The organism is Micromonospora sp. AMSO31t, from assembly GCF_008868175.1.
Lineage (GTDB): Bacteria > Actinomycetota > Actinomycetes > Mycobacteriales > Micromonosporaceae > Micromonospora.
In genome coordinates this window covers 41,235-64,659 of the sequence record NZ_WBKT01000015.1, presented here as the reverse complement: position 1 = coordinate 64,659, position 23,425 = coordinate 41,235, and the positions used below count along the sequence as shown (strand labels likewise).

The 23,425-nt window shown below is 74.3% G+C and carries 22 protein-coding genes; 14 read left to right on the top strand and 8 right to left on the bottom strand.

The window, feature by feature from the left end; genetic code table 11:
• The first annotated feature begins 257 nt into the window (after positions 1-257).
• Together F8274_RS06065 and greA are read left to right on the top strand one after the other, a co-directional pair.
• The gene (locus tag F8274_RS06065; RefSeq protein WP_151461287.1) at positions 258-692 is read left to right on the top strand and encodes a DUF4307 domain-containing protein; all 435 of its coding nucleotides are present in this window, start codon (positions 258-260) and stop codon (positions 690-692) included.
• 147 nt (positions 693-839) lie between these two features.
• On the top strand, positions 840-1,340 hold the full coding sequence (gene greA, locus F8274_RS06060) for a transcription elongation factor GreA (protein ID WP_151461286.1): 501 nt from the start codon (positions 840-842) through the stop codon (positions 1,338-1,340).
• Positions 1,341-1,470: 130 nt separating this feature from the next.
• On the opposite strand, the gene ilvA is transcribed toward greA, so the two are convergent.
• Genes ilvA through F8274_RS06040 form a run of 4 tightly spaced genes read right to left on the bottom strand, consistent with a single transcriptional unit; the run spans position 1,471 to position 6,190 of the window.
• A complete protein-coding gene (gene ilvA, locus F8274_RS06055; RefSeq protein WP_151461285.1) occupies positions 1,471-2,691 on the bottom strand; it encodes a threonine ammonia-lyase in 1,221 nt (406 codons plus the stop codon).
• On the bottom strand, positions 2,688-3,566 hold the full coding sequence (locus F8274_RS06050) for a DUF4328 domain-containing protein (protein WP_151461284.1): 879 nt from the start codon (positions 3,564-3,566) through the stop codon (positions 2,688-2,690). The genes ilvA and F8274_RS06050 overlap by 4 nt, the downstream gene beginning before the upstream one ends.
• A 52-nt stretch (positions 3,567-3,618) precedes the next feature.
• Complete coding sequence (locus F8274_RS06045; protein ID WP_151461283.1) at positions 3,619-5,031, bottom strand: amidase; 1,413 nt, start codon at positions 5,029-5,031, stop codon at positions 3,619-3,621.
• A gap of 16 nt (positions 5,032-5,047) precedes the next feature.
• On the bottom strand, positions 5,048-6,190 hold the full coding sequence (locus F8274_RS06040) for a cystathionine gamma-synthase (protein ID WP_151461282.1): 1,143 nt from the start codon (positions 6,188-6,190) through the stop codon (positions 5,048-5,050).
• Between the two features lie 68 nt (positions 6,191-6,258).
• Between F8274_RS06040 and F8274_RS06035 the strand changes: the two genes are divergently transcribed.
• The 8 genes from F8274_RS06035 to F8274_RS06000 all read left to right on the top strand — a co-directional run bounded on the left by F8274_RS06035 (position 6,259) and on the right by F8274_RS06000 (position 15,436).
• Positions 6,259-6,672 carry an HIT family protein gene (locus F8274_RS06035; protein ID WP_151461281.1) on the top strand — a complete coding sequence of 138 codons (414 nt, stop codon included), beginning with the start codon at positions 6,259-6,261 and terminating at the stop codon, positions 6,670-6,672.
• A 76-nt stretch (positions 6,673-6,748) separates the two neighbouring features.
• On the top strand, positions 6,749-7,411 hold the full coding sequence (msrA, locus tag F8274_RS06030) for a peptide-methionine (S)-S-oxide reductase MsrA (protein WP_151461280.1): 663 nt from the start codon (positions 6,749-6,751) through the stop codon (positions 7,409-7,411).
• Between the two features lie 204 nt (positions 7,412-7,615).
• Positions 7,616-9,400, top strand: coding sequence for an N-acetylglutaminylglutamine amidotransferase (locus F8274_RS06025; protein ID WP_151461279.1), 1,785 nt, complete (start codon positions 7,616-7,618; stop codon positions 9,398-9,400).
• Positions 9,401-9,402: 2 nt separating this feature from the next.
• A complete protein-coding gene (gene ngg / locus F8274_RS06020) occupies positions 9,403-11,229 on the top strand; it encodes an N-acetylglutaminylglutamine synthetase (protein ID WP_151461278.1) in 1,827 nt (608 codons plus the stop codon).
• Entirely contained in the window at positions 11,226-12,401 is a 1,176-nt protein-coding gene (locus tag F8274_RS06015) for an osmoprotectant NAGGN system M42 family peptidase (protein WP_151461277.1), read from the top strand. Before ngg ends, F8274_RS06015 begins: the two co-directional genes overlap by 4 nt.
• 607 nt (positions 12,402-13,008) lie before the next feature.
• Positions 13,009-13,935, top strand: coding sequence for a ribonuclease Z (locus F8274_RS06010; protein WP_151461276.1), 927 nt, complete (start codon positions 13,009-13,011; stop codon positions 13,933-13,935).
• Complete coding sequence (locus tag F8274_RS06005) at positions 13,932-14,441, top strand: GNAT family N-acetyltransferase (RefSeq protein WP_151461275.1); 510 nt, start codon at positions 13,932-13,934, stop codon at positions 14,439-14,441. Before F8274_RS06010 ends, F8274_RS06005 begins: the two co-directional genes overlap by 4 nt.
• Before the next feature lie 44 nt (positions 14,442-14,485).
• On the top strand, positions 14,486-15,436 hold the full coding sequence (locus tag F8274_RS06000) for a S1C family serine protease (RefSeq protein ID WP_151461274.1): 951 nt from the start codon (positions 14,486-14,488) through the stop codon (positions 15,434-15,436).
• A gap of 49 nt (positions 15,437-15,485) precedes the next feature.
• Here F8274_RS06000 and F8274_RS05995 read toward each other — a convergent pair whose 3' ends face one another.
• Positions 15,486-16,856 (bottom strand): cystathionine beta-synthase, encoded by a 1,371-nt coding sequence (locus F8274_RS05995; RefSeq protein WP_151461273.1) that lies wholly within the window; start codon positions 16,854-16,856, stop codon positions 15,486-15,488.
• A 76-nt stretch (positions 16,857-16,932) separates the two neighbouring features.
• Positions 16,933-17,289: a YkvA family protein gene (locus F8274_RS05990; RefSeq protein ID WP_091260214.1), complete on the bottom strand. Its 357-nt coding sequence runs from the start codon at positions 17,287-17,289 to the stop codon at positions 16,933-16,935.
• Between the two features lie 141 nt (positions 17,290-17,430).
• Between F8274_RS05990 and F8274_RS05985 the strand changes: the two genes are divergently transcribed.
• The 4 genes from F8274_RS05985 (at position 17,431) to F8274_RS05970 (ending at position 22,230) form a co-directional block, all read left to right on the top strand.
• Positions 17,431-18,477: an SGNH/GDSL hydrolase family protein gene (locus F8274_RS05985; RefSeq protein WP_151461272.1), complete on the top strand. Its 1,047-nt coding sequence runs from the start codon at positions 17,431-17,433 to the stop codon at positions 18,475-18,477.
• A gap of 111 nt (positions 18,478-18,588) precedes the next feature.
• Positions 18,589-19,389 (top strand): SGNH/GDSL hydrolase family protein, encoded by an 801-nt coding sequence (locus F8274_RS05980; RefSeq protein WP_151461271.1) that lies wholly within the window; start codon positions 18,589-18,591, stop codon positions 19,387-19,389.
• A gap of 73 nt (positions 19,390-19,462) precedes the next feature.
• Positions 19,463-20,725 (top strand): acetyl-CoA C-acetyltransferase, encoded by a 1,263-nt coding sequence (locus F8274_RS05975; RefSeq protein WP_151461270.1) that lies wholly within the window; start codon positions 19,463-19,465, stop codon positions 20,723-20,725.
• A 41-nt stretch (positions 20,726-20,766) separates the two neighbouring features.
• Positions 20,767-22,230 (top strand): CYTH and CHAD domain-containing protein, encoded by a 1,464-nt coding sequence (locus tag F8274_RS05970; RefSeq protein ID WP_151461269.1) that lies wholly within the window; start codon positions 20,767-20,769, stop codon positions 22,228-22,230.
• Between the two features lie 7 nt (positions 22,231-22,237).
• Here the strand turns inward: F8274_RS05970 and F8274_RS05965 are convergent, their stop codons facing one another.
• Positions 22,238-22,558 carry a hypothetical protein gene (locus F8274_RS05965; protein WP_151461268.1) on the bottom strand — a complete coding sequence of 107 codons (321 nt, stop codon included), beginning with the start codon at positions 22,556-22,558 and terminating at the stop codon, positions 22,238-22,240.
• A 71-nt stretch (positions 22,559-22,629) separates the two neighbouring features.
• Positions 22,630-23,388: a Bax inhibitor-1/YccA family protein gene (locus tag F8274_RS05960; protein ID WP_151461267.1), complete on the bottom strand. Its 759-nt coding sequence runs from the start codon at positions 23,386-23,388 to the stop codon at positions 22,630-22,632.
• Positions 23,389-23,425: the final 37 nt, after the last annotated feature.

Below are 23,425 nucleotides of genomic sequence, written 5' to 3'. Positions count from 1 at the left end.
CACTTACACCGGGATCACCGACTCCCGGGTGGTGGTCGACTTCCGGGTGACGGTGCCGGAGGGCGGCTCGGCGACCTGCCTGCTGCGGGCCCGCCCGGCTGACCTGCCGGAATCTCCCCCCGCGCCCGCGAAAGCCCCCGTGCTGGCCGATCGGCGGCGGGGCCGACCTGCCATTCTTGACTCAGCGCCGGGCTGGGAAGATGGACTTTGCCATTCTTGCCGATGCCGCCGACAACAACGCCAGGAGATACCCGCCGGTGAGCGAGACGCACGCCACAGTCCCCCCGGAAGCGCCGGTCTTCCCGCCCGGCCGCTACGGCCGCCGCCGGGAGCCGGGGCGCCGCCGTCCCCTCCTGCTCGTGCTGGTGGGGGCCGTCCTGCTGGCGCTCCTCGGGCTGGTCGCCGCCCGGCTCTACAGCCAGTACGGCGATCCCGACTACCGCGCCGAGATGATCACTTACACCGGGATCACCGACTCCCGGGTGGTGGTCGACTTCCGGGTGACGGTGCCGGAGGGCGGCTCGGCGACCTGCCTGCTGCGGGCCCGCTCCCACGACGGCGCCGAGGTGGGCCACGTCGAGGCCACGGTGACCGCCCCGCCCGGCGAGCGCCACGTCCGGGCCCGGCAGGAGGTGCCCACCAGCGCCCGGCCCTTCATCGGCGAGGTGCTGCGCTGCCGACCGGCCGGCTGAGCCGGGCGCCCGGCGGGTCGCCGGGACACACGCACCCCGGGTCCCACGGCCGGCACCCGGGGTGATCGGCGACACCCCGGCGTGGCCCGCACTGGTAAATTGGTTGTTCACCTGTCAGCCAGTCCGCACCAACCGAGGAGATCGCCTGTGTCCACCAATGACAACGAGGCGCCCGCCACCTGGCTGTCCCAGGACGCGTACGACCGCCTGCAGGCCGAGCTCGACGAGCACATCGCCAACCGGCCGGCCATCGCCGCCGAGATCAACGCCCGGCGCGAGGAGGGCGACCTGCGGGAGAACGGCGGCTACCACGCCGCGCGCGAGGAGCAGGGCAAGGCGGAGGGCCGCATCCTCTACCTGAAGGAGCTGCTCCGCACCGCCAAGGTCGGCGAGGCCCCGACCGCCGACGCGGTGTCGCCCGGCATGGTCGTGACGATCTACTTCGACGACGACGCCGACGACACGGAGACCTTCCTGCTCGGCTCCCGCGAGATCGCCTCCACGACCGACCTCACCGTCTACAGCCCCGAGTCGGCGCTCGGCAAGGCGATCCTGGGCGGCAAGGCGGGCCAGACCTGCACCTACACGGCCCCGAGCGGGGCCGACATCAAGGTGACGGTCGTCAAGTTCGAGCCGTTCTCCGGCTGACCGCCAACCGGACCCGCGCCGGATGGCTCGGGTCCGACCCGACCGAGGCTGACAGGCTCCTCGGACCCGAGCCGGAACACCCGACCGCCCCGACCGGCACCGTCCGGCCGGGGCGGTCGCGTCTCAGGGCTCACCCCTCGCCGGCGAAGACCACCTGGTAGCCGCTGGCCCGCAGGGCGCTGATCAGGGTGTCCGAGTGCTCGACACCGCGGGTCTCCACCGACAGCGCCACCTCCACCTCGCCGAGCCGCAGATGCGGGTTGGCCCGCTGGTGCACCACGTCGACCACGTTGGCCCGGTGCTCGGCGATCTCACTGAGCAGCGAGGCGAGCTGACCCGGCCGGTCCGTGCAACGGACGGTGACCCGCAGGTAGCGGCCGGCCGCCGCCAGGCCGTGCTCGATCACCCGCAGCATGAGCAGCGGGTCGATGTTGCCGCCGGACAGCACGGCCACCACCGGCGCCTGGACCTCCACCACCCCGGCCAGCAGCGCCGCCACGCCGACCGCCCCGGCCGGCTCCACCACCTGCTTGCCCCGCTCCAGCAGCATCAGCAGCGCCCGGGAGATGTCCTCCTCGGAGACCGTGACGATCTCGTCGACCAGCTTGCGGACGTGGGTGAAGGTCAGCTCGCCGGGGCGGCCGACCGCGATACCGTCGGCGATCGTCGAGAAGAAGGGCAGCCGGACCGGCTCGCCGGCCTTCAGCGAGGGCGGGAAGGCGGCGGCGCTCGCCGCCTGCACCCCGATGACGCGTACGTCGGGGCGCAGCGCCTTGGCGACCACCGCCAGGCCGGAGATCAGCCCGCCGCCGCCCACCCCGGTCACGATGGTCTTCACATCCGGGCACTGTTCGAGGATCTCCAGGGCCACCGTGCCCTGACCGGCGATGACGTCCCGGTGGTCGAACGGGTGGATGAACACGGCCCCGGTCCGCTCGGCGAAGGTCTGCGCCGCCACCAGTGACTCGTCGACCGTGTTGCCGACCAGTTCGACCTGGGCCCCGTACCCCTTGGTGGCGGCCACCTTCGGCAGCGGCGCGTTGACCGGCATGAAGACGGTGGCGTGCGTGCCGACCAGGCCGGCGGCGAGCGCGACCCCCTGGGCGTGGTTGCCGGCGCTCGCCGCGACCACCCCGCGTTGCCGCTCCTCGGCGGAGAGCCGGGAGATCCGCACGTACGCGCCGCGCACCTTGTACGACCCGGCGCGCTGCACGTTCTCGCACTTCAACCAGGTCGGCCCGCCGAGAGCGGCACTGAGCGGCCGGGACGGCTCCAGCGGGGTGGTGCGGGTGACGCCGGCGAGCAGTTCCCGCGCGGCCTGTACGTCGGCGAGACCGACCAGTTCCGTCATGCCCCGATCGTGCCACCCGGGCCCGGTGGAACCTGCGGCGACGTCACCGACGGAGCTGACGCCACCTGGGGCGACACGCCGGTGACGGGCTGCGCCGGGTAGCCGGGGGCGGCGGCGGGCGCCGGGAGGACGGCACCGGGCAGCGGCCAGCCGGGGTGGACCGGCCAGGCCGGCACCGCCCGGGCGATGCGGTCCTGCTGGGCGACGGGGATCAGCCGCGGGCCCAGCGCGTCCTGGTAGAAGCGGACGTACGTGCCGAACTCCACGTCGTTGCGGGGCCACTCGGTCAGCCGGGCGTACCGCTGCTCCTCGCGTTGGCTGACGATGCGGTCGCCGATGGTGAACACCAGCCAGGCCGCCCACCAGACGCCGACCAGCACCGTCGTGTTCCGCCGCCACAGGCTGTTGCGGGCCACGTTCGCCACCACCCGGGCGGGCACGACGAAGTTGGCGATCGGCACCAGCCAGCCGGCGATCGCCCAACCGGGACCCAGCGCCGGCTGGGCGCCCGGGAACGCCTCGATGTTCTTCCGCGCCCGCCAGGTCCAGACGATGACCAGGACGGCCGCCACCAGCAGGGCCACCAGGTAGGGCAGGACCAGCAGCCCCTCGCCCACCGCCGCGCCGATCAGCAGGTCGCGGTCGGCCTGCTCGGCGGCCGCGCGGGCGACCCGCACCCCCACCAGGGGGAACAGCGCGCCCGGCAGGTACAGCACGGTCGCCGCGCCGACCGCGACGGCGGCCGCCGTGCCGAGGCCGCGGACGGGGTACGTGGACACGCCGGGCAGCACCGCGGGCTGACCGGGGAGCGTGCCGCAACGCGGGCACTCGTTGTCGGCCGGGGACAGGGCGTCCCCGCAGGTCTGGCAGTGCATCGGTGACCGTCCGGAGGGTGTGCGCGGGAAGAGGTGCGCACACGCTAGACGATCATGTGTGGGCCGGCGACCCCGTCCCGACCCGGGGATAGCCGGGGGCGTGCCGCTGCCACGGCGCCTGCATCTCGAACTGCCCGGCGACGCCCAGCAGCAGCAGCTCCGAGCCGGGTGGGCCGACGAACTGCACGGCGACCGGCAGGCCGTCCGGGCGGCGGCCGACCGGCACCACGATCGCCGGCAGCCCGGCGATGTTCCACGGCGCCGCGTACGGGGCGTACCGGATGTTGGCCTTCATGTTCGCGATCCAGGACCGGCCGGACCAGCCGGCGGCCTCCGGGGGCGGGCTGGCCAGCGCCGGGGTGAGCAGCAGGTCGACCGAGTGGTCGGCGAAGAAGTTCACCGACCGGTCGCGCCAGGCGGCCCGGTCGGCCTCGCGCACGTACCCCCGGCGCTGCGCCCACTCGCCGAGCGCGACGTGCCGGCGGCTGCGCCGCTGGAGGCCGCGCCGCTCCACGCCCGCGGCCTGCACCTCGGTGGCGGCCGCGGCGAACCAGGTGGCGATGCCCTGCAGGCCGAGCCGGGTCGGGTAGACCGGGTCGGCGGGAACGGTGTCGTGCCCGGCGGCGGCGAGCAGCCGGCCGGCGGCGGCGACCGCGTCGCGGTTCGGCGCGTCCGGCGAGACGCCGCGCACCGGGGAGCGCAGCGAGACGCCGACCCGCAGCCGCGGCGGCGGGACCAGCTTGTCCGGGCGGCGCCCGGCCAGCACCGAGAAGCCGACCACCGCGTCGGCCACCGTGCCGGTCAGCACGCCGTGCTCGGTGAGGCCGAACCAGTCGTCCGCGCCGAGCTGGCAGGGCACCACGCCCCGGCCGGGCTTGAGCCCCACGAGGCCGCAGCAGGCGGCGGGGATGCGGATGGAGCCGAGGCCGTCATTGCCGTGCGCCATCGGCACCAGCCCGGCGGCCACCGCGGCGGCCGCGCCGCCGGAGGAGCCGCCGGGGGTCCGCGCCGGGTCCCAGGGGTTGCGGGTCACCCCGGTCTCGTCGTCGGTGAGGGCCCACAGGCCCAGCTCCGGCATCCGGGTCACCCCGAGGATCACCGCGCCCGCGCCGCGCAGCCGGCGGACCACCTCGTGGTCGGCCTCCGCCACCGGGGTACGCATCGCGGCGGACCCGTTCCACGTCGGCAGGCCGGCCACCGCGGTGTTCTCCTTGACCGCGACCGGCACGCCGGCCAGGGGGAGGTTGGCCAGGTCCTCCTGCTCGTCGACCTTCTCCGCCTCGGTGATCGCCTCGCCGCCGCGCACCGAGCGGAACGCGGCCAGCTCGGCGTCGGCCCGGGCGATGTGGTCGAGGTGGTCGGCCACGACCTGGGTGGCGGAGACGTCACCCCGGCGTACGCCCCGGGCGATCTGCTTGGCGGTCGCCCCCACCCAGGTCGTCGGCATGATGTCCTGCACGGCCATCCTCCCCAGCCAGCGGTCAGCCCAGCGCCTGCTCCAGATCGGCGAGCAGGTCGTCGACCGTCTCGATGCCGACAGACAGTCGCACGAGATCGCCGGGAACTTCAAGCGGCGAGCCGGCAGCGCTTGCGTGTGTCATCCGGCCCGGGTGCTCGATCAGGGATTCGACCCCGCCGAGCGACTCGGCGAGCACGAAGAGCTTCGCCCGGTTGCAGATGTCCACGGCGTGCTCCTCGCCGCCCGCCGCCCGGAAGGAGATCATCCCGCCGAACCGGCGCATCTGCTTGGCGGCCACCTCGTGGCCCGGGTGCGCGGGCAGGCCCGGGTAGATGACCTGCGCGACCTTGGCGTGACCGTCCAGGTAGGCGGCGATCCGCTCGGCGTTGTCGCAGTGCCGGTCCATGCGTACCCCGAGGGTCTTGATGCCCCGCAGGGTGAGCCAGGCGTCGAACGGACCGTTGATCGCGCCCATCGCGTTCTGGTGGTAGCGCAGTTCCTCGCCCAGCGTGCGGTCGGCCGCGACGAGGGCGCCACCGACCACGTCGGAGTGTCCGCCGATGTACTTGGTGGTGGAGTGCACCACCACGTCCGCGCCGAACGCGATCGGCTGCTGGAGGTAGGGCGAGGCGAAGGTGTTGTCGACCACCAGGAGCGCGCCGGCGTCGTGCGCGACGGCGGCCAGCGCGGCGATGTCCGCGATGCCCAGCAGCGGGTTGGTCGGCGTCTCCACCCAGATGATCCGGGTGGCGCCGGGGCGGATCGCGGCCCGCACCGCGTCCGGGTCGGAGACCCGGGCCGGGGTGTACTCCAGCCCCCAGCGCTCCGCCACCTTGGCGAACAGCCGGTAGGTGCCGCCGTACGCGTCGTCCGGGATCACCACGTGGTCGCCCGGCTTGCAGACGGTCCGCAGCAGGGTGTCCTCGGCGGCCAGGCCGCTGGCGAAGGCCAGCCCCACCGGCCCGCCCTCCAGCGCCGCCAGGCACTCCTGGAGCGCGTCCCGGGTCGGGTTGCCGGAGCGGCTGTACTCGTAGCCCTCCCGGGGCGCGCCGACGGCGTCCTGGGCGTAGGTGCTGGTCTGATAGATCGGCGGGATCACCGCGCCGGTGCGGGCCTCCGGGTCCTGACCGGCGTGGATGGCGAGCGTCTCGAAGCCGTGACTCATTCCCGAGACGTTAGTCCGCCCGCCCGCCCCACCGCCCGGAACCCGCCGTCAGCGCCTAGCCTGGCGGGGTGAGCGGGTGCGTGTTCTGCGGGATCGTGGCGGGCGAGGTGCCGGCGTTCCGGGTCGCCGACGAGGCGGACGGGGTGGCCTTCCTGGACACCCGGCCGGTGTTCAAGGGCCACGTGCTCGTGGTGCCGCGCACCCACCTGGTCACCCTGGCCGACCTGCCGGCCGACGCGCTGCCCGGCTACTTCCGGCTGGTGCAGCGGCTCGCCGTGGCCGTGGAGGCGGGCCTGGGGTCCGGTGGGACGTTCGTGGCCATGAACAACAAGGTGTCCCAGTCGGTGCCCCACCTGCACACCCATGTCGTGCCCCGGACGAAGGGGGACGGGCTGCGCGGCTTCTTCTGGCCGCGGACCCGCTACGCCGACGACGCGGAGGCCGAGGACTTCGCGGGCCGGATGGCCGCCGCGCTCGCCTGAGGCCGGGACCCTCGGGTAAGGAACCGGGGACCGGCGCTGTTGCACACGCTGGGAAAGCCTAGAGAGGAGTCCCACCGTGTTCCTTCGCCGCATGAAGGCCGAGATGATCTCCCCCGACCGGGCCCTGCCGGGTCGCCCCATCGCCATGCCGATCGCCGACCGGCACGAGGTGCTGCCGTCCTCGCTGAAGGGCCCCTTCCCCGAGGGTGCGCAGGTCGCCGTCTTCGGGATGGGCTGTTTCTGGGGTGCCGAGCGGCTGTTCTGGACCCTCCCCGGCGTCCTCACCACGTCGGCCGGTTACGCGGGTGGCTACACCACGAACCCGACGTACGAGGAGGTCTGCTCGGGGATGACCGGGCACGCCGAGGTGGTCCAGGTGGTCTACGACCCGTCGCAGATCAGCTACGAGGACCTGCTCAAGGTCTTCTGGGAGAACCACGACCCGACCCAGGGCATGCGCCAGGGCAACGACGTGGGCACGCAGTACCGGTCGGCCATCTACGTGACCACCGACGAGCAGTTGGCCACCGCGCAGGCCTCGCGGGACGCCTTCGCGCCGATCGTGGCGCGGGCCGGCAAGGGTGAGATCACCACGGAGATCGCCCGGCTCGGCGACTACTACTTCGCCGAGGACTACCACCAGCAGTACCTGGCTCCGACGAAGAACCCGAACGGGTACTGCAACCACGGCCCCAACGGGTTGAGTTGCCCGGTGGGCGTGGCGCGCACCGCCGGCTGACCGACTCGACGGGCGTTTCCCGGGCCTGCGGTGTTTGTCACACCGCGGGCCCGGTCCGATTCGGGCACCCGGCCCGCCCGGCCATCGGATCTTCGCGCAGGCCAGCCGTCGGCTCGACGTGGGCGCGCATCCTAGCAAAGCCGTAACTCCCCCGACATCAGCTCAACAGGCGAACTGCAACATCGTCTGGCAGCATTGCCGGGCATGTGCGGACTGGCAGGAGAGTTCCGACGGGACGGATCGCGGGCCGATGTCGCGGCGGTGGAGCGGATGGCGGCCACCATGAGCGACCGGGGCCCGGACGACAGTGGGGTCTGGTCCCAGGGGCCGGTGGCCCTCGGCCACCGCCGCCTGAAGATCATCGACCTCTCGGCCGCCAGCGGTCAGCCCCTCGTCGATGCCGCCGCCGGGCTCACCGGCGTCTTCAACGGCTGCATCTACAACTACCGCGAGCTGCGCGAGAAGTTGCAGGCCCGGGGGCACCGCTTCTTCTCGGCCGGCGACAGCGAGGTCGTCGTCAAGGCGTACGCCGAGTGGGGGCTCGACTTCGTCGACCACCTCGTCGGCATGTTCGCGGTGGCGATCAGCGAGCGCGACACCGGCCGCCTCGTGCTGGCCCGGGACCGGCTCGGCATCAAACCGCTCTACCTGGCCGAGAGCCCCGGCGTGGTGCGCTTCGCCTCGACCCTGCCGGCCCTGCTGGCCGGCGGCGGCGTCGACACCGGCATCGACCCGGTGGCGCTCGCCCACTACCTGAGCTTCCACAGCATCGTGCCGCCGCCGCGGACCATCCTGCGCGGCGTCGCCAAGCTCCCCCCGGCCACGATCCGCGTGTACGAGCCGGACGGCACCGCCCACGACCGGGTCTACTGGGACCCGGCCTTCACCCGTGCGAGCGAGCGGGCCGGCTGGTCCGAGCGGGACTGGCAGGACGCGCTGCTGGAGTCGCTGACCACCGCGGTCCGCCGCCGGATGGTGGCCGACGTGCCGGTGGGCGTGCTGCTCTCCGGCGGGCTCGACTCCAGCCTGGTGGTCGCGCTGCTGGCCGGCGAGGGGCAGTCGGGGCTGTCCACCTTCTCCATCGGCTTCGACGCGGTGGGCGGCCGGGAGGGTGACGAGTTCGTCTACTCCGACCTGGTCGCGAAGACCTTCGGCACCGACCACCACCAGATCCGGGTGCCCACCGGCGACCTGCTGCCGCCGCTGGAGGCCGCCGTCGCGGCGATGAGCGAACCGATGGTCAGCCACGACTGCGTCGCGTTCTGGCTGCTCAGCCAGGAGGTCGCCCGGCACGTGAAGGTGGTCCAGTCGGGTCAGGGCGCGGACGAGATCCTGGGCGGCTACCACTGGTACCCGCCGCTCGCCGACGTCGACCGGGAGCGGGCGCTGGAGACGTACGCGAAGGCGTTCTTCGACCGCGACGCGGCCGGCCTGGCCCGGGTGCTCAACCCGGCGTGGCTGGCCGACGGCGACCCGGCGCGGGAGTTCGTGGCCGCGCACCTCGGCCGGCCCGGGGCGCAGACCGCCGTGGACGCCGGCCTGCGCATCGACACCCAGGTCATGCTCACCGACGACCCGGTCAAGCGGGTCGACAACATGACCATGGCGCACGGGCTGGAGGCCCGCGTGCCGTTCCTCGACCACGAGTTCGTAGAGCTGGCCGCGAGCTGCCCGCCGGAGCTGAAGCTGGCCCAGGGCGGCAAGGGCGTGCTCAAGGAGATCGGCCGGCGGGTCCTGCCGCACGAGGTCATCGACCGGCCGAAGGGCTACTTCCCCGTCCCGGGCCTCACCCATCTGGAGGACAAGCTCCTCGACCGGGTACGCGACGCGCTCACCGCGCCCGAGGCGCGCCGCCGCGACCTGTTCCGCACCGACTACGTCGACGCGCTGCTCGCCGACCCGAACGCCGAACTGACCCCGTTGAACGGAAACAAGCTGTGGCAGCTGGGACTTCTCGAGATGTGGCTCCAGAGCCACGGAATCGACTGACCGTGACCGACACCCTCGCGACCGGAACCGCGCGGACCGACCGGGAGCGGATGCTGGGCCGGCGCCGGGAGCGGGTCGGCCCGGGCGGCGACCCGGTGGCGCCCGGCACCCCGGAGCCGCGCCGGGAGCCCGGCGACGGGTCCGGCGTGGTGCTCGACTGCGGCTGGGGCCGGCTGGTCTTCGGGCAGACCTTCGCCGAGCAGGTCGAGGTCGCCGACGTGCTGCGCTCCGAGGCCGTCGGCGCCCGCGACATCTGCATCTACCTGCGCGACCCGCACGTGCTGGTCTCCCGCCTCCCCGACGAGCTGTTCATCGACCCGTCGCTGACCTACCGGCTGCCGCTGGGCGAGCGGCGGCCGGCCGCCACCGAGAGCGGTGACATTCCCGGGCTGGCCGTCCGGCCGCTGCGCGACGCCGACGACGCGGACGCGGTGAACCGGATCTACGCCCGCAACGGCATGGTCACGGCGCCGGTGGAGGTGCTTGTCGACAACGCCGGCACCGACCGGTTCCTGCACCTGGTCGCGGAGGACGCCACCGGCGAGGTGGTCGGCACCATCACGGGCGTGGACCACGTCGCGGTCTTCGGCGACCCGGAGAACGGCGCCAGCCTCTGGTGCCTGACCGTGGACTTCAACACCGCCCCGCCCGGCACCGGCCAGGCGCTGCTCACCGCGCTGGCCGACCGGCTCGACGCGCGGGGCCGGGCGTACGTGGACCTGTCGGTGCTGGCCGAGAACTCAGGGGCGATCCGGCTCTACGAGCGCCTCGGCTTCCACCGCACCGGGACGCTGTGCGTGAAGCGGAAGAACCCGATCAACGAGCGGCTGTTCCTGCCCGCCATGCCGGCCGGCTACGACGAGCTGAACCCGTACGCGAAGATCGTCGCGGACGAGGCCATGCGGCGCGGCATCCGGGTGGAGGTGACCGATCCGCGCTGGGGCGAGCTGCGGCTGAGCATCGGCGGCCGGACGGTCCACACCCGGGAGTCGCTCTCCGAGCTGACCTCGGCGGTGGCGATGAGCCGCTGCGACGACAAGCGGGTCACCCGGCGCATCCTCACCGAGGCGGGCCTGTCGGTGCCGCGCGGCCGGACGGCCACCGGCGACGCCGACGACCTGGCGTTCCTGGCCGATGTCGGCCCCGTGGTGGTGAAGCCGGCCCGGGGCGAGCAGGGCAACGGGATCACGGTCGGGGTCCGCAAGCCGGAGGCGCTGACCGCCGCCGTCGACCTGGCCCGCCGATTCTGCCCGGACGTGCTGATCGAGGAACTGCGGGCGGGCGAGGACCTGCGGGTGATCGTCATCGACCACGAGGTGGTGGCCGCGGCGGTCCGCCGGCCCGCGCAGATCACCGGGGACGGCGTGCACGACGTCACCGAGCTGATCGAGCGGCAGAGCCGCCGCCGCGCGGCCGCCACCGGCGGCGAGTCCCGGATCCCGATCGACGACATGACCCGCGAGGTGGTGGCCGAGGCCGGTCACCGGATGCACGACGTGCTCCCCGAGGGGCAGGTGCTGGCGGTCCGCCGGACCGCGAACCTGCACACCGGGGGCACCATCCACGACGTGACCGCCGAGCTGCACCCGGCCATCGCCGAGGCGTGCGTGACGGCCAGCCGGGCGCTGGACATCCCGGTCACCGGGCTGGACCTGCTGGTCCCCGCCGCCGACCGGCCGGAGCACGTGTTCATCGAGGCGAACGAGCGGCCCGGCCTGGCCAACCACGAGCCGCAGCCGACCGCCGAACGCTTCGTCGACCTGCTCTTCCCCGGCACCCGGGCGCCGCGGCGGCTCTGGTCGCCGGCCGGCGCGGGAGGGGCCGCGTGAGCCCGAAGCCGCTGGAACTCGACCTCGACTACCTGCGCCAGGTGCTCGTCGAGCTGCTGGAGATCCCCAGCCCGTCGGGGCGTACCGACCACGTGCAGCAGTACGTGGGCGAGCGGCTCTCGGCCCTCGGCATCCCCTCGACGGTGACCCGGCGCGGGGCGCTCAGCGCGTCCCTGCCCGGGCCGCGGTCGACCGGCGCCGACCGGGCGATCGTGGTGCACACCGACACCATCGGCGGCATGGTGAAGCGGCTGAAGGAGAACGGCCGGCTGGAGGTGAACCCGATCGGCACGCACAGCGCCCGCTTCGCCGAGGGCGCCCACGTGCGGATCTTCACCGACGACCTGGACCGGGTGATCACCGGGCAGGTGCTGCCGTTGAAGGCCAGCGGTCACCGCTACAACGAGGGCGTCGACCTCCAGGGCGTCGGCTGGGAGCTGGTCGAGGTCCGGGTCGACGAGCCGGTCACCGACGAGGCCGGGCTCCGGGCGCTCGGGGTCGACGCCGGGGACTTCGTCGCGCTGCTCGCCAACCCGACGATCACCCCGAGCGGGTACGTCAAGTCCCGGCACCTGGACGACAAGGCCGGGGTGGCCGCCGTGCTGACCGCGTTCAAGGCGCTGGTCGACGCGGGCGTCACCCCGGCGGTCACGGCGCACCTGCTGGTCACGGTCACCGAGGAGATCGGGCACGGGGCAAGCCACGGCCTCGACCCCGACGTCGCGGAGATCGTCTCGGTGGACGCCGCGGTGGTCGCGCCCGGCCAGCAGTCCCGGGAGGACGCCGCCACCCTGGCCATGGGCGACGGGGTGGGGCCGTTCGACTACCACCTCACCCGGCACCTTGCCGCCATCGCCCGGGAGCACGGCGTCGAGCTGGTCCGGGACGTCTTCGACTACTACCGCTCGGACGTGGCGGCGGCGGTCGAGGCGGGCGCGCACGCCCGGGTGGCGCTGCTCGGCTTCGGCGTGGACGCCACCCACGGGCACGAGCGCACCCACCTGGACGGGCTGCGGCACCTGGCCCAACTGCTCTGCCTCTACCTGCAGAAGCCGCTGGTCTTCCCCGAGTGGGACGCCGAACCCGAGGGCGACCTGGCCGACTTCCCGTCGCTGGCCGTCCAGCCCGCCTCCGAGGAGGGCCCCCGCGAGGGCCCGATCGGGGTGGAGTGACGTGCGGCGGCGGGGGCGGGGACAGGTCGTCGCCGCCTTTCGAGCTGATGTCACGAACGACTCGTCGGTCCGCCGCACACCGGGGCCCTGCCCCGGACCCGCCGGGCACCGCTGACCGTCCGTTCCCCGGCCGGGCCGCGGCGGTAGGCCCCGCCCCTGAGTCGCCTGAGACATCAGCTCGAAAGGCGGCGAGCAGCAGAGCGCCTTCCGGCACCTGGGTGGAACAGACCGACCGGCGGATGGCGGGAAAGTGGGTCGGGTTCGATCGCTACAAAACACCCGCCGACGATTCCCGGTCCGGCCTGTGATCCAAATCCGTTGCCGAGCCCGACGGGAAGTCGATAGCGTGGCGGTACACGGGAAAGGAGGTGGTCCAGACTTGTATAGCAATCGGACTCGTGAGGTGGCTGTCCGCTAGCCGCTGTCCTCGACAGTGAAATCCCGCCCGCCGCGAGGCGGGCAGCAAGGCACCATCGTCGAGACCGTGTGGCAGCGGTGCGGCGAAACCACGACAGCCACCCGACCCCCGGGGTGCCGGCCCAGTCCAGCCGGCCCGCGCGCGAGCGCGGAAGCCCCGGGGGTCGCTTCATATCCGGAGGGGTGCAGCGTGTCGATGCGCGAGCTGGTGGTGCTCGGCACGGCCAGCCAGGCACCCACCCGGCAGCGCAACCACAACGGCTACCTGCTGCGCTGGGACGACGAGGTGCTCCTCTTCGACCCGGGCGAGGGCAGCCAGCGGCAGATGCTGCACAGCGGGATCTCCGCCACCGACCTGACCCGGATCTGCGTCACCCACTTCCACGGCGACCACTGCCTGGGCCTGCCCGGCATGATCCAGCGGCTCTCGCTGGACCGGGTCCCGCATCCGGTGGCCGTGCACTTCCCCGCCGGGGGCGCCGAGTACTTCGCCCGGCTGCGGCACGCGTCGAGCTTCTACGAGACCGCCGAGCTGGCCGTCGAGCCGATCGAGGCGGACGGGCAGCGGATCACGCTGGGCATCGGCACGCTGGAGGCCCGCCGCCTGCGACACCCCATCGAGACGTACGGTTACCGGCTCGTCGAGCCCGACGGCTGCCGGGTCCTGCCGGAGAAGCTGTCCGCGTACGGCATCGCCGGCCCGGCGGTCGGGCACCTCCTCCGCGACGGCCACCTGGACCTGGACGGGCGCCGCGTCACCCGGGACGAGGTGAGCGTGACCCGACCGGGGCAGCGGTTCGCCTTCGTCATGGACACGGGGCTCTGCGACGGCGTGTGGGCGCTCGCCGAGCACGCCGACCTGCTGGTCATCGAGTCGACCTTCCTGGAGTCGGAGGCCGCCCTCGCCGCCGAGGCCGGCCACCTCACCGCCGGCCAGGCCGCGCGGGTCGCGGCCGAGTCGGGGGTACGCACGCTCGTGCTCACCCACTTCTCCCAGCGGTACGCGGACCCCCGCCGCTTCGCCGACGAGGCCTCCGCGTTCGCCGGCGAGCTGGTGATCGCCGAGGACCTGATGACGATTCAGGTGCCGCCCCGCCGGGTAGCCTCGGCCGGGTGACGGTCTCCCTGCGCCCCGCCACCGCCGCCGACCTCATGGCTGTCGGCGCCCTGCACCAGCGGTCCCGGGTCGCGGCGTACTCGTCGTTCCTGCCCGCGGAGGCGCTGGCGGATCCCACCCCGGAGGCGATGGGCCGGTACTGGACCGAGCGGCTGACCTGGGAGGGCGCGGACCACCGGATGACCGTGGCCGAGCGGGACGGCCGGCTCGCCGGCTTCAGCTATCTGGGGCCGGACGACGAGGGCGACCCGGCCACCGGCCTGCTCAACGCCATCCACCTAGAGCCGGCCGAGCGGGGCCGGGGCACCGGGCGGGCGCTCATGGTGGACGCCCTGGACGCCATGCGGGCCCGGGGGTGGTCCCGTGCGGCGCTCTGGGTGCTCCGGGACAACGCGACCGCCCGCCGCTTCTACGAGCGGGGCGGCTGGACGGCCACCGGCGAGCAGCGCGACGACGTCATCGGCACCGTCCTGGTCCCCCAGCTCCGCTACGCCCGTTCGCTCTGAGCGGATCGGGGCATGGGCGTCGATGCCGGCGCGTTGGCACCGGCATGGACACCGAGCACACCGAGCCGGCCGAGGACGCCGCGCTCGACGCGTACTCCCGGGTGGTGACCGGTGTGGCCGCCCGGGTGCTGCCCAGCGTGGCCGCCCTGTCGGTGCGGACCCCGCGTGGCGCCGGCGCCGGTTCGGCCGTGGTGATCGGCCCGGACGGGCTGCTGCTCACCAGCGCCCACGTGGTGCAGGGCGCGCGGGACGGCTCGGCCGCCTTCGGCGACGGCACCGAGACCGGCTTCCGGGTGGTGGGCGCCGACCCGCTCTCCGACCTGGCCGTGCTGCGGGCGGAACGGGCGACCGTGCCGCCGGTGGAACTGGGCGACGCGGACCGGTTGCGGATCGGCCAGCTGGTGGTCGCCGTCGGCAACCCGATGGGACTGGCCGGGTCGGTCACCGCCGGGGTGGTCTCCGGGCTGGGCCGGTCGCTGCCGGCCCGGGACGGGCGGGTCACCCGGCTCATCGAGGACGTCATCCAGACCGACGCGGCGCTGAACCCGGGCAACTCCGGCGGCGCGCTGGCCGACTCGGCGGGCCGGGTGGTCGGGGTCAACACCGCGGTCGCCGGGTACGGCCTCGGGCTGGCCGTGCCGGTGAACGCCACCACCCGGCAGATCATCGCGGACCTCACCACCGACGGCCGGGTCCGCCGGGCCTGGCTGGGCGTGGCCGGGGTGCCGGTGCCGCTGCCACCGGAGATCACCGCCCGGACCGGGCTGCGGCGCGGGCTGCGGGTGGTCGAGGTGGTGCCGGGCAGCCCGGCCGGGACGGCGGGGCTCTACCTCGGTGACGTGATCGTGGCGGCCGGCGGCCGGCCCGTGCAGGACGGCCAGGGCCTGCAACGACTGATGCTCGGCCCGGCGATCGGCGCCCACCTGCCGGTCACCGTGCTGCGTCGCGGGGCCTTCGTCGACGTCATCGCCGTGCCCACCGAGCTGGGCCACTGACGCGGCGAGGGCCGCACCCCGCCGGGGTGCGGCCCTCGTGTCCCGTCGGTCAGCGGGCGCCGAGGTGGGCGAGCAGGTCCTGCCGGGTCAGCACACCCTTGGGCTTGCCGTCGACCAGCACCAGGGCGGCGTCGGCCTTCTCCAGCAGCCCGACGGCCTCGCTCACCGGCTGGCCGCCACCGATCATGGGCAGCGGGTCGGCCATGTGCCGCTCGATCGTGTCGTGCAGGTGGGCCTGGCCGGTGAAGAGCGCGTCGAGCAGGTCCTTCTCGGCGATCGAGCCGGCCACCTCGCCGGTCACCACGGGCGGCTCGGCCTTGAGCACCGGGAGCTGGGAGACGCCGTATTCCCGCATGTAGTCGATCGCGTCGCGGACCGTCTCGGTCGGGTGGACGTGCACCAGCTCGGGCAGGCCGCCCGGCTTGCCGGCGAGCGCGTCGGCAACGGTCGGCTCGGTGCCCGAGTTGTCGAGGAAGCCGTAGCGGGCCATCCAGGTGTCGTTGAAGATCTTGGACAGGTAGCCCTTGCCGCTGTCCGGCAGCAGCACCACGACCACGTCGTCCGGGCCGGCCTTGCGGGCCACCTCCAGGGCCGCCACCACGGCCATGCCGCAGGAGCCGCCGACCAGCAGGCCCTCCTCGCGGGCCAGCCGCCGGGTCATCTCGAAGGACTGCTTGTCCGACACCTCGACGATCTCGTCGGCCACGCCCCGGTCGTAGGTCTCCGGCCAGAAGTCCTCGCCGACGCCCTCGACCAGGTAGGGCCGGCCGGTGCCGCCGGAGTAGACCGAACCCTCCGGGTCCGCGCCGACCACCCGGACCCGCCCCTCGGACGCCTCCTTCAGGTAGCGGCCGATGCCGGAGATGGTGCCGCCGGTGCCGACGCCCGCCACGAAGTGGGTGAGCCGCCCCTCGGTCTGCTGCCAGATCTCCGGCCCGGTGGTCTCGTAGTGCGAGCGCGGGTTGGCCGGGTTGCTGTACTGGTTGGGCTTCCACGCGCCGGGGATCTCCCGGGCCAGCCGGTCGGAGACGTTGTAGTAGGAGCGCGGGTCCTCCGGGGCCACGGCGGTCGGGCAGACCACGACCTCGGCGCCGTACGCCCGCAGCACGTCCTGCTTGTCCTGGCTGACCTTGTCGGGGCAGACGAAGACGCACTTGTAGCCCTTGAGCTGGGCGACGAGGGCCAGCCCGACGCCGGTGTTGCCGCTGGTCGGCTCGACGATCGTGCCGCCCGGCTGGAGCAGGCCGGCCTTCTCGGCGTCCTCGACCATCCGCAGCGCGATCCGGTCCTTGACCGAACCGCCCGGGTTGACGTACTCCACCTTCGCCAGCACGGTCGCCTGGATGCCCTCGGTGACGTTGCGCAGGCGTACCAGCGGGGTGTTGCCGATCAGCTCGACCACGTTGTCGTAGTACTGCACCTCGTTGTGCCCTTCGTTGCGCCGCCGTCGTGGGGCGGCCGGAAAGTCGTCAGTTCGTCGCCCAGGGTACGTGCCGTCAGGGCACCACATGCCCCGGGATGACGGACCTGCGACGTGCCTCCCACTCCAGGAAGCGCTCGGTCTCGGCGAGCACGCTGCCGGCCAGCCAGGTGACCATCACGGCGTCGTCGGCCAGGCCGAAGATCGCCAGCGGGATCTCCGGCAGCAGGTCGATCGGCGACACGATGTACGCCGTGGCCCCGGCCATCAGGGCCAGCCGCAGGCCGCCGTCGTACTCGCCGCGGGCGGTGGCCCGGATCATCCGGGGCAGCGCCGCCAGCCGGGCGCCCAGCGACGGGCCACCCCGGGCTCCGGCGGCCAGTGCCCGGGCCAGCGCGGTGAAGGCCGCGCTCCGTTTCAACGTCTTCCCCATGTCCTCGCCCCTCTCCGTCCGACCAGGGTGGGGTCCCGGCGCAAGCCCGCCCCCGCCCCTACCGGTACCCGGAACGGTCCCGTCCCAGCCGTGACGATCACGGGGAGAGCGGGTGTCGTGGCGGCGCGATAATGTCGGTGCATGGGGGACGCTGGTTCCGTCGCGCATGGCGGCTGGCAGCGCGCCCGGCGGATCGCCCGCGTGACGGCGATCGGCACGGGCGCCACGGTGGCGGCCACCGTCGTCACGGGCGGGGTGCTGCTCGGTCAGGCCCGCCAGGCCCGGCGCACCATCCCCATGGCCGAGGCGCCCCCGCCGCGCTGCGACGGCGTCTACGGCGCGAAGCTCCCCGGCCCGCCGGTCACCATGGTGATCCTGGGTGACTCGTCGGCCGCCGGCTACGGCGTGCACCGCCGCCGCGAGACCCCGGGCGCGTTGCTCGCCACCGGGCTCTCCCGCCGGCTCCACCGTCCGGTCCGGGTGCACCGGTTCGCCGTGGTGGGCGCCCTGTCGACCGGGCTGCGGCCGCAGGTCGAATCGGCGCTGGAGGTCGAACCGGACATCGCGGTCATCCTGGTCGGCGGCAACGACGTCACCAACCGCACCCCGCTCTCGGTGGCCGTGCGCTACCTGGTCGACGCGGTCCGCACGCTGCGCGCGGCCGGCTGCGAGGTGGTCGTCGGCACCTGCCCCGACCTGGGTGCGATTCGGCCGATCCAGCCGCCGCTGCGCTGGCTGGCCCGGCGCTGGAGCCGCCAGCTCGCGGCCGCCCAGACGATGGCGGTGGTCGAGGCGGGCGGCTGGACGGTCTCCCTCGGCGACCTGCTCGGCCCGCGGTTCGCCGCCGAGCCGACCCGGATGTTCGCCTGGGACCGGTTCCACCCGTCCGCGGAGGGGTACGCGGTCGCCGCGGCGGCGCTGCTGCCGACCGTGCTCTCCGCGTTGGGCGCCGGCCAGGAACGCCGGCCTCCGCTCGCCGGCGCGGAAGCCGTGCGGTCGCTGCCGGAGGCGGCCCAGGAGGCGGCCCGGCACGCCGGCACCGAGGTCAGCGGCGCCCAGGTCCGGGGCCGCGAGCGCGGGCCCGGCGGGCGCTGGGCGCAGCTCCGGCGGCGGGCGTTCTTCGGCGTCGGCGCGGTGCCGCAGCCGGGTGCCGCCGCCGACCCGGCGCAGGTGGAGGGGCTGGCATGAGCGGGCCGGCGGAGGCATCATCAGCAGGCACAACGTGTGCCATGCTCATGTCGACGCCGTTCGCCACGAGCAGACCCGCCCGCGGGTCATCGGAGCTGGGGAGGTGTCGTCGTGACCGAGCGTAACGAGGTTGTGGTCCGGCTTGGTCGGGCCGCCGCGCTCTCCCTGCTCGCCGGCACGGTGGGCGGGGCCGTGGTCCTCGCCGGCCAGGCCATCGCCGCCCGGAGCCGGGAATACGCCCAGCCCGAGCTGGGCCTCGCGCTGCGCGCCACGGTCGGCCGGGCGGACGCCCCGCCGCTGCGGCTGGTGCTGCTCGGCGACTCGTCGGCGCTCGGCGTCGGCGTCGAACGCTTCGAGGAGACCATCGGCGGCCGGCTCGCCCAACTGCTGAGCGAGGCACCCGGCGGCCGGCGGGTGCACCTGTCCAGCGTCGGGGTGTCCGGCTCCCGCTCCACCGACCTGGCCACCCAGGTGGCCCGGGCGCTGCTCGGCGAGCGGCCCGACGTGGCGGTGATCCTCATCGGGGCGAACGACACCACGGGGCTGGCCCGCCCGGCCGACGCGGCGGCCTACCTCGGCTCGGCGGTGCGCCGGCTGCGCGAGGCGCACGTCGAGGTGGTCGTGGGCACCTGCCCCGACCTCGGCGCGGTCCGCGCGGTCGCGTCCCCGCTGCGGCAGGTGCTCGGCTGGGCGGGGCGGCGGATGGCCCGCGCCCAGACGACCGCTGTGCTCGACGCCGGGGGCAGCGTCGTCGACCTGGGCACCGAGACCGGCCCGGTGTTCCGGGCGGACGCGGGCACCCTGTGCCACGACGGCTTCCACCCCTCCGCCGACGGCTACCGGGTCTGGGCGCACGCCCTGCTCCCGGCGGTCGAGGCGGCCGCCGCGGTCGCCTACCGGCACCACCACTGAGGCCCGGCGGGGTGACATTTCCCGCCCGCCGCGCGGCTTCCGCCACAAGTTACCGACGGGTTAACGTTGGTTCATGCCGATTGAGTCGCCCCGCGACGCCGTCATCGTCGCCACCGCCCGGTCCCCCATCGGCCGCGCGTTCAAGGGTTCCCTGCGGGAGGTCCGCCCGGACGACCTCGCCGCCACGATCGTCCAGGCCGCCCTCGACAAGGTCCCGGCGCTCGATCCCACCACCATCGACGACCTCTACCTGGGCTGCGGCCTGCCCGGCGGCGAGCAGGGCTTCAACATGGCCCGGGTGGTCGCCACCCTGCTGGGCCTGGACGGCCTGCCCGGCGCCACGCTGACCCGCTACTGCGCCTCCTCGCTGCAGACCACCCGGATGGCCATGCACGCGATCCGGGCGGGCGAGGGCGACGTCTTCATCTCCGCCGGCGTCGAGACCGTCTCCCGGTATGCGCGGGGCAACTCGGATGCCCTCCCGCCGGAGGCGCAGGCGCTGGTCGGCGGCGGCTGGGAGAACCCGCGCTTCGCGGCGGCGCGTGAGCGCTCGGCGACCCGGGCCAAGGGCGGCGCCGAGGTGTGGACCGACCCGCGTGAGGCCGGCCAGCTCCCCGACATCTACCTGACCATGGGGCAGACCGCGGAGAACCTCGCCCAGGTCCACGACGTCACCCGCGAGGACATGGACGCGTTCGGCGTCCGCAGCCAGAACCTCGCCGAGAAGGCGATCACGGACGGGTTCTGGGCCCGCGAGATCACCCCGGTCACCACGCCGGACGGCACCGTGGTGAGCACGGACGACGGCCCGCGCCCCGGGGTGACCCTGGAGGCCGTGGCCGGCCTGAAGCCGGTCTTCCGCCCGGACGGCCGGATCACCGCCGGCAACTGCTGCCCGCTCAACGACGGCGCGGCCGCCGTGGTGATCATGAGCGCCCAGCGGGCCCAGGAGCTGGGGCTCACCCCGCTGGCCCGGATCGTCTCCACCGGCGTCACCGCGCTCTCGCCGGAGATCATGGGCCTGGGCCCGGTCGAGGCGTCCAAGCAGGCGCTGAAGCGGGCCGGCATGACCATCGACGACGTCGACCTGGTCGAGATCAACGAGGCGTTCGCCGCCCAGGTGATCCCGTCGTACCGGCAGCTCGGCATCCCCGAGGAGAAGCTGAACGTGATGGGCGGCGCGATCGCCGTCGGCCACCCGTTCGGCATGACCGGCGCCCGGATCACCGGCACCCTGCTCAACGCGCTGGAGTGGCACGACCGGACCATCGGTCTGGAGACCATGTGCGTCGGCGGTGGCCAGGGCATGGCCATGGTGCTCGAACGCCTGAACTGAGGGCCGGTTCCCCGCAACCGGGGCCGGGTACGGGAGGCGCCATGGCGAGGGTCGTGGAACGCGAACGCAAGTACTCCGGCGACGAGGGATTCCGGCTGCCCGACCTGACCGGGTGCGGTGGCGTCGCGACGACGTCCGACGCCACCGCCCTCGACCTGGACGCGGTCTACTGGGACACCGCCGACCTCCGGCTGGCCCGCAGCGGCTACGCGCTGCGGCGGCGGACCGGCGGGCACGACGCGGGCTGGCACCTCAAGGTGGGGGCGGTCGGCGGCGCGCGCACCGAGCACCAGTTCCCGGCCGGGCCGGAGGACGCCGAGCCGCCGCCCGAGCTGGTGGCGCTCTTCCGCGGCGCGTCCCGGGGCCGGCCGGTCGACCCGGCCGCGCGGGTCGTCACCCATCGCCGGGAACGCCGCCTGCTCGACGCCGCGGGCCGCCCGCTGGCCGAGGTGGCCGAGGACGACGTCCACGCCGAGGATCTGGTGAGCGGCGAGCGGCAGGCGTGGCACGAGCTGGAGGTCGAGCTGGTCGAGGGCGACGAGTCGCTGCTCGACGCGGTGGACGAGCGGCTGCGCGCGGCGGGCGCCCGGACGGTGCCGGTCTCGAAGTCGCACCGCGCGCTGGGCGGCCGGCTGGCCGCCATCCGGCCGGGGCCCGCCGGCCCGGCGGCCGCTCCCGTGGTCGACTACCTCACCGCCCAGCGCGACACGCTGGTCGGCCACCACGCGGGCGCGCTCGGCGGTGACGAGGACGCCGTGCACGACATGCGGGTGGCCGTCCGCCGGCTCCGCTCCACGCTGCGGACCTTCCGGGGGCTGTGGGACCGGGCGGAGAGCGAGCAGGTGCGGGCGGAGCTGCGCTGGCTGGGCGCGCAGCTCGGGCCGGTCCGGGACGTCCAGGTGATGGCCGCCCGGCTGGCCGACGCCGTCCACGCCGAACCCGCGGAACTGGTGCTCGGCCCGGTGCCGGCCCGGTTCGCCGAGCGGTTCGCCGCCGACCTGGCCACCGCCCTCGACGGGCTGCGCGCCGCGCTCGGCTCCGACCGCTACACCGACCTGCTGCGCCGCCTGGACGCGCTGGTGGAGGGGCCGACCGCGGGCGGCGTACGGCGTCGCTGGGTGACCCGGCGGGTGCGCCGGGCGGTGAGCCGCTTCGACGACCGGCTGGACGAGGCGCTCGCGGGCGGGGACGACGCCGCCCTGCACGAGGCCCGCAAGGCGGGCAAGCGGGCCCGGTACGCCGTCGAGGTACGCCGGCCCGGCGCGAAGCTGGTCGACCGGTTCAAGGACCTCCAGGACGCGCTCGGCGCGCACCAGGACTCGGTGGTGACCCGCGACGTGCTGCGCGAGCAGGCGCTGCGGGCGTACGCCGACGGCGAGAACACGTTCACCTACGGCCTGCTGCACGCCCGGCAGGCCGCGCTGGCCGACCGGGCCGGGCCGGCGCTCGCGAAGGCGCGCGACCGGGCCCGCCGCCGGAAGGTGCGGCGCTGGCTGATGGGCTGACCGGCGGTCAGAGCGCGGAACGGGTGCGGGCGACCGCGGTGGCCGCCCCGGCCAGCACGGGCTCGGGCGCGCCGGCCGCCAGCAGGTCGGCGGCGACCACCCGGAGCTGATCGGGCAGGGCCAGGTCGCTGGCCAGCCGGGGCACCTCGCGGCGCGGCTCCCCCTCGGCGTCGGCCGCCAGGTTGGCGATCTCCTGGACCAGCTTGTGCACCAGGTCGGCGCGGGACACGTTGCCGCCCTCGGCCGCCGCCGACCAGCGCGGCTGCTCCCAGTGCCCGACCTGTCGGACCAGCAGCGCCACCGCCCGGTCCAGTTCCGCTGCGCTCATCGGGGCCGAGTCTACGACGGCTCCAGGCCGCGGCGCGGCGGCAGACGCGCCGGGCTGGAGTGGTCGTACGTTCAGCGGCGGACGTAGCTGAGCAGGCGCAGGATCTGCCAGTACAGGAAGATCAGCCCGACCAGCAGGCCGAAGGCGCAGAACCAGGCGTACCGGCGGGGCAGGCCGTTGCGGGCGGACCGCTCGACCAGGTCGAAGTCGAGCACGAAGCTGAAGGCCCCGGCGATGATCGCGACCACCGAGAAGAGGTACGGCAGCCAGCCGACCCGCGCGGAGAGGCTGTAGACCTCGACGCCCTGCTTGCCGGTGAACAGGTAGGTGACCAGGTTGACCAGGCCGATCGCCACGATGCCGATGAGCGTGCCCACGACCAGGCGGGCCAGCCGCGGGGTGGCCCGGATGAGCCGGGCCCGGTAGAGCAGCGCCATGCCGAGGAAGACCCCGAAGGTGCCGACGACCGCCTGCGCCACGATGCCCGGGTAGACGAGTTCGAAGGCCCGGCTGGCCACCCCGAGCAGCAGTCCCTGGAGCACCGCGTACCCGGCGATCAGCGGCGGGTTGGTGACCTGTTTCAGCGTGATGACCAGCACGAGAGCCAGGCTGGCCAGGGCGCTGCCGGCCAGCGCCGCGGAGATCCACCCGGCCGGCGGCACGAGCGCCCAGGCCACCGCCGCGGTGACGCCGGTGAGCAGCAGCAGCCCGACCGTCCGGCTGACCACGTCGGCCACCGTCATCGCGTCGGCGGCCCCCGCGCCGAGCACCTGCCGCTCGGTCCGGCCCACGTCGTCCAGCCGGTCGAGCACCGGGTTGGCACTGCGCACCGCGACCTCCTCGCGCCGACGTACCCCGGCTCCCACT

What these genes read in the sequence shown, in the direction of transcription:
- ilvA (WP_151461285.1), bottom strand. Translation starts at nt 2,691, where the DNA reads ATGACGGAACTGGTCGGTCTCGCCGACGTACAGGCCGCGCGGGAACTG.
- F8274_RS06050 (WP_151461284.1), bottom strand. Translation starts at nt 3,566, where the DNA reads ATGCACTGCCAGACCTGCGGGGACGCCCTGTCCCCGGCCGACAACGAG.
- F8274_RS06045 (WP_151461283.1), bottom strand. Translation starts at nt 5,031, where the DNA reads ATGGCCGTGCAGGACATCATGCCGACGACCTGGGTGGGGGCGACCGCC.
- F8274_RS06040 (WP_151461282.1), bottom strand. Translation starts at nt 6,190, where the DNA reads ATGAGTCACGGCTTCGAGACGCTCGCCATCCACGCCGGTCAGGACCCG.
- F8274_RS06025 (WP_151461279.1), top strand. Translation starts at nt 7,616, where the DNA reads ATGTGCGGACTGGCAGGAGAGTTCCGACGGGACGGATCGCGGGCCGAT.
- F8274_RS06000 (WP_151461274.1), top strand. Translation starts at nt 14,486, where the DNA reads ATGGACACCGAGCACACCGAGCCGGCCGAGGACGCCGCGCTCGACGCG.
- F8274_RS05990 (WP_091260214.1), bottom strand. Translation starts at nt 17,289, where the DNA reads ATGGGGAAGACGTTGAAACGGAGCGCGGCCTTCACCGCGCTGGCCCGG.
- F8274_RS05985 (WP_151461272.1), top strand. Translation starts at nt 17,431, where the DNA reads ATGGGGGACGCTGGTTCCGTCGCGCATGGCGGCTGGCAGCGCGCCCGG.
- F8274_RS05975 (WP_151461270.1), top strand. Translation starts at nt 19,463, where the DNA reads ATGCCGATTGAGTCGCCCCGCGACGCCGTCATCGTCGCCACCGCCCGG.
- F8274_RS05970 (WP_151461269.1), top strand. Translation starts at nt 20,767, where the DNA reads ATGGCGAGGGTCGTGGAACGCGAACGCAAGTACTCCGGCGACGAGGGA.
- F8274_RS05965 (WP_151461268.1), bottom strand. Translation starts at nt 22,558, where the DNA reads ATGAGCGCAGCGGAACTGGACCGGGCGGTGGCGCTGCTGGTCCGACAG.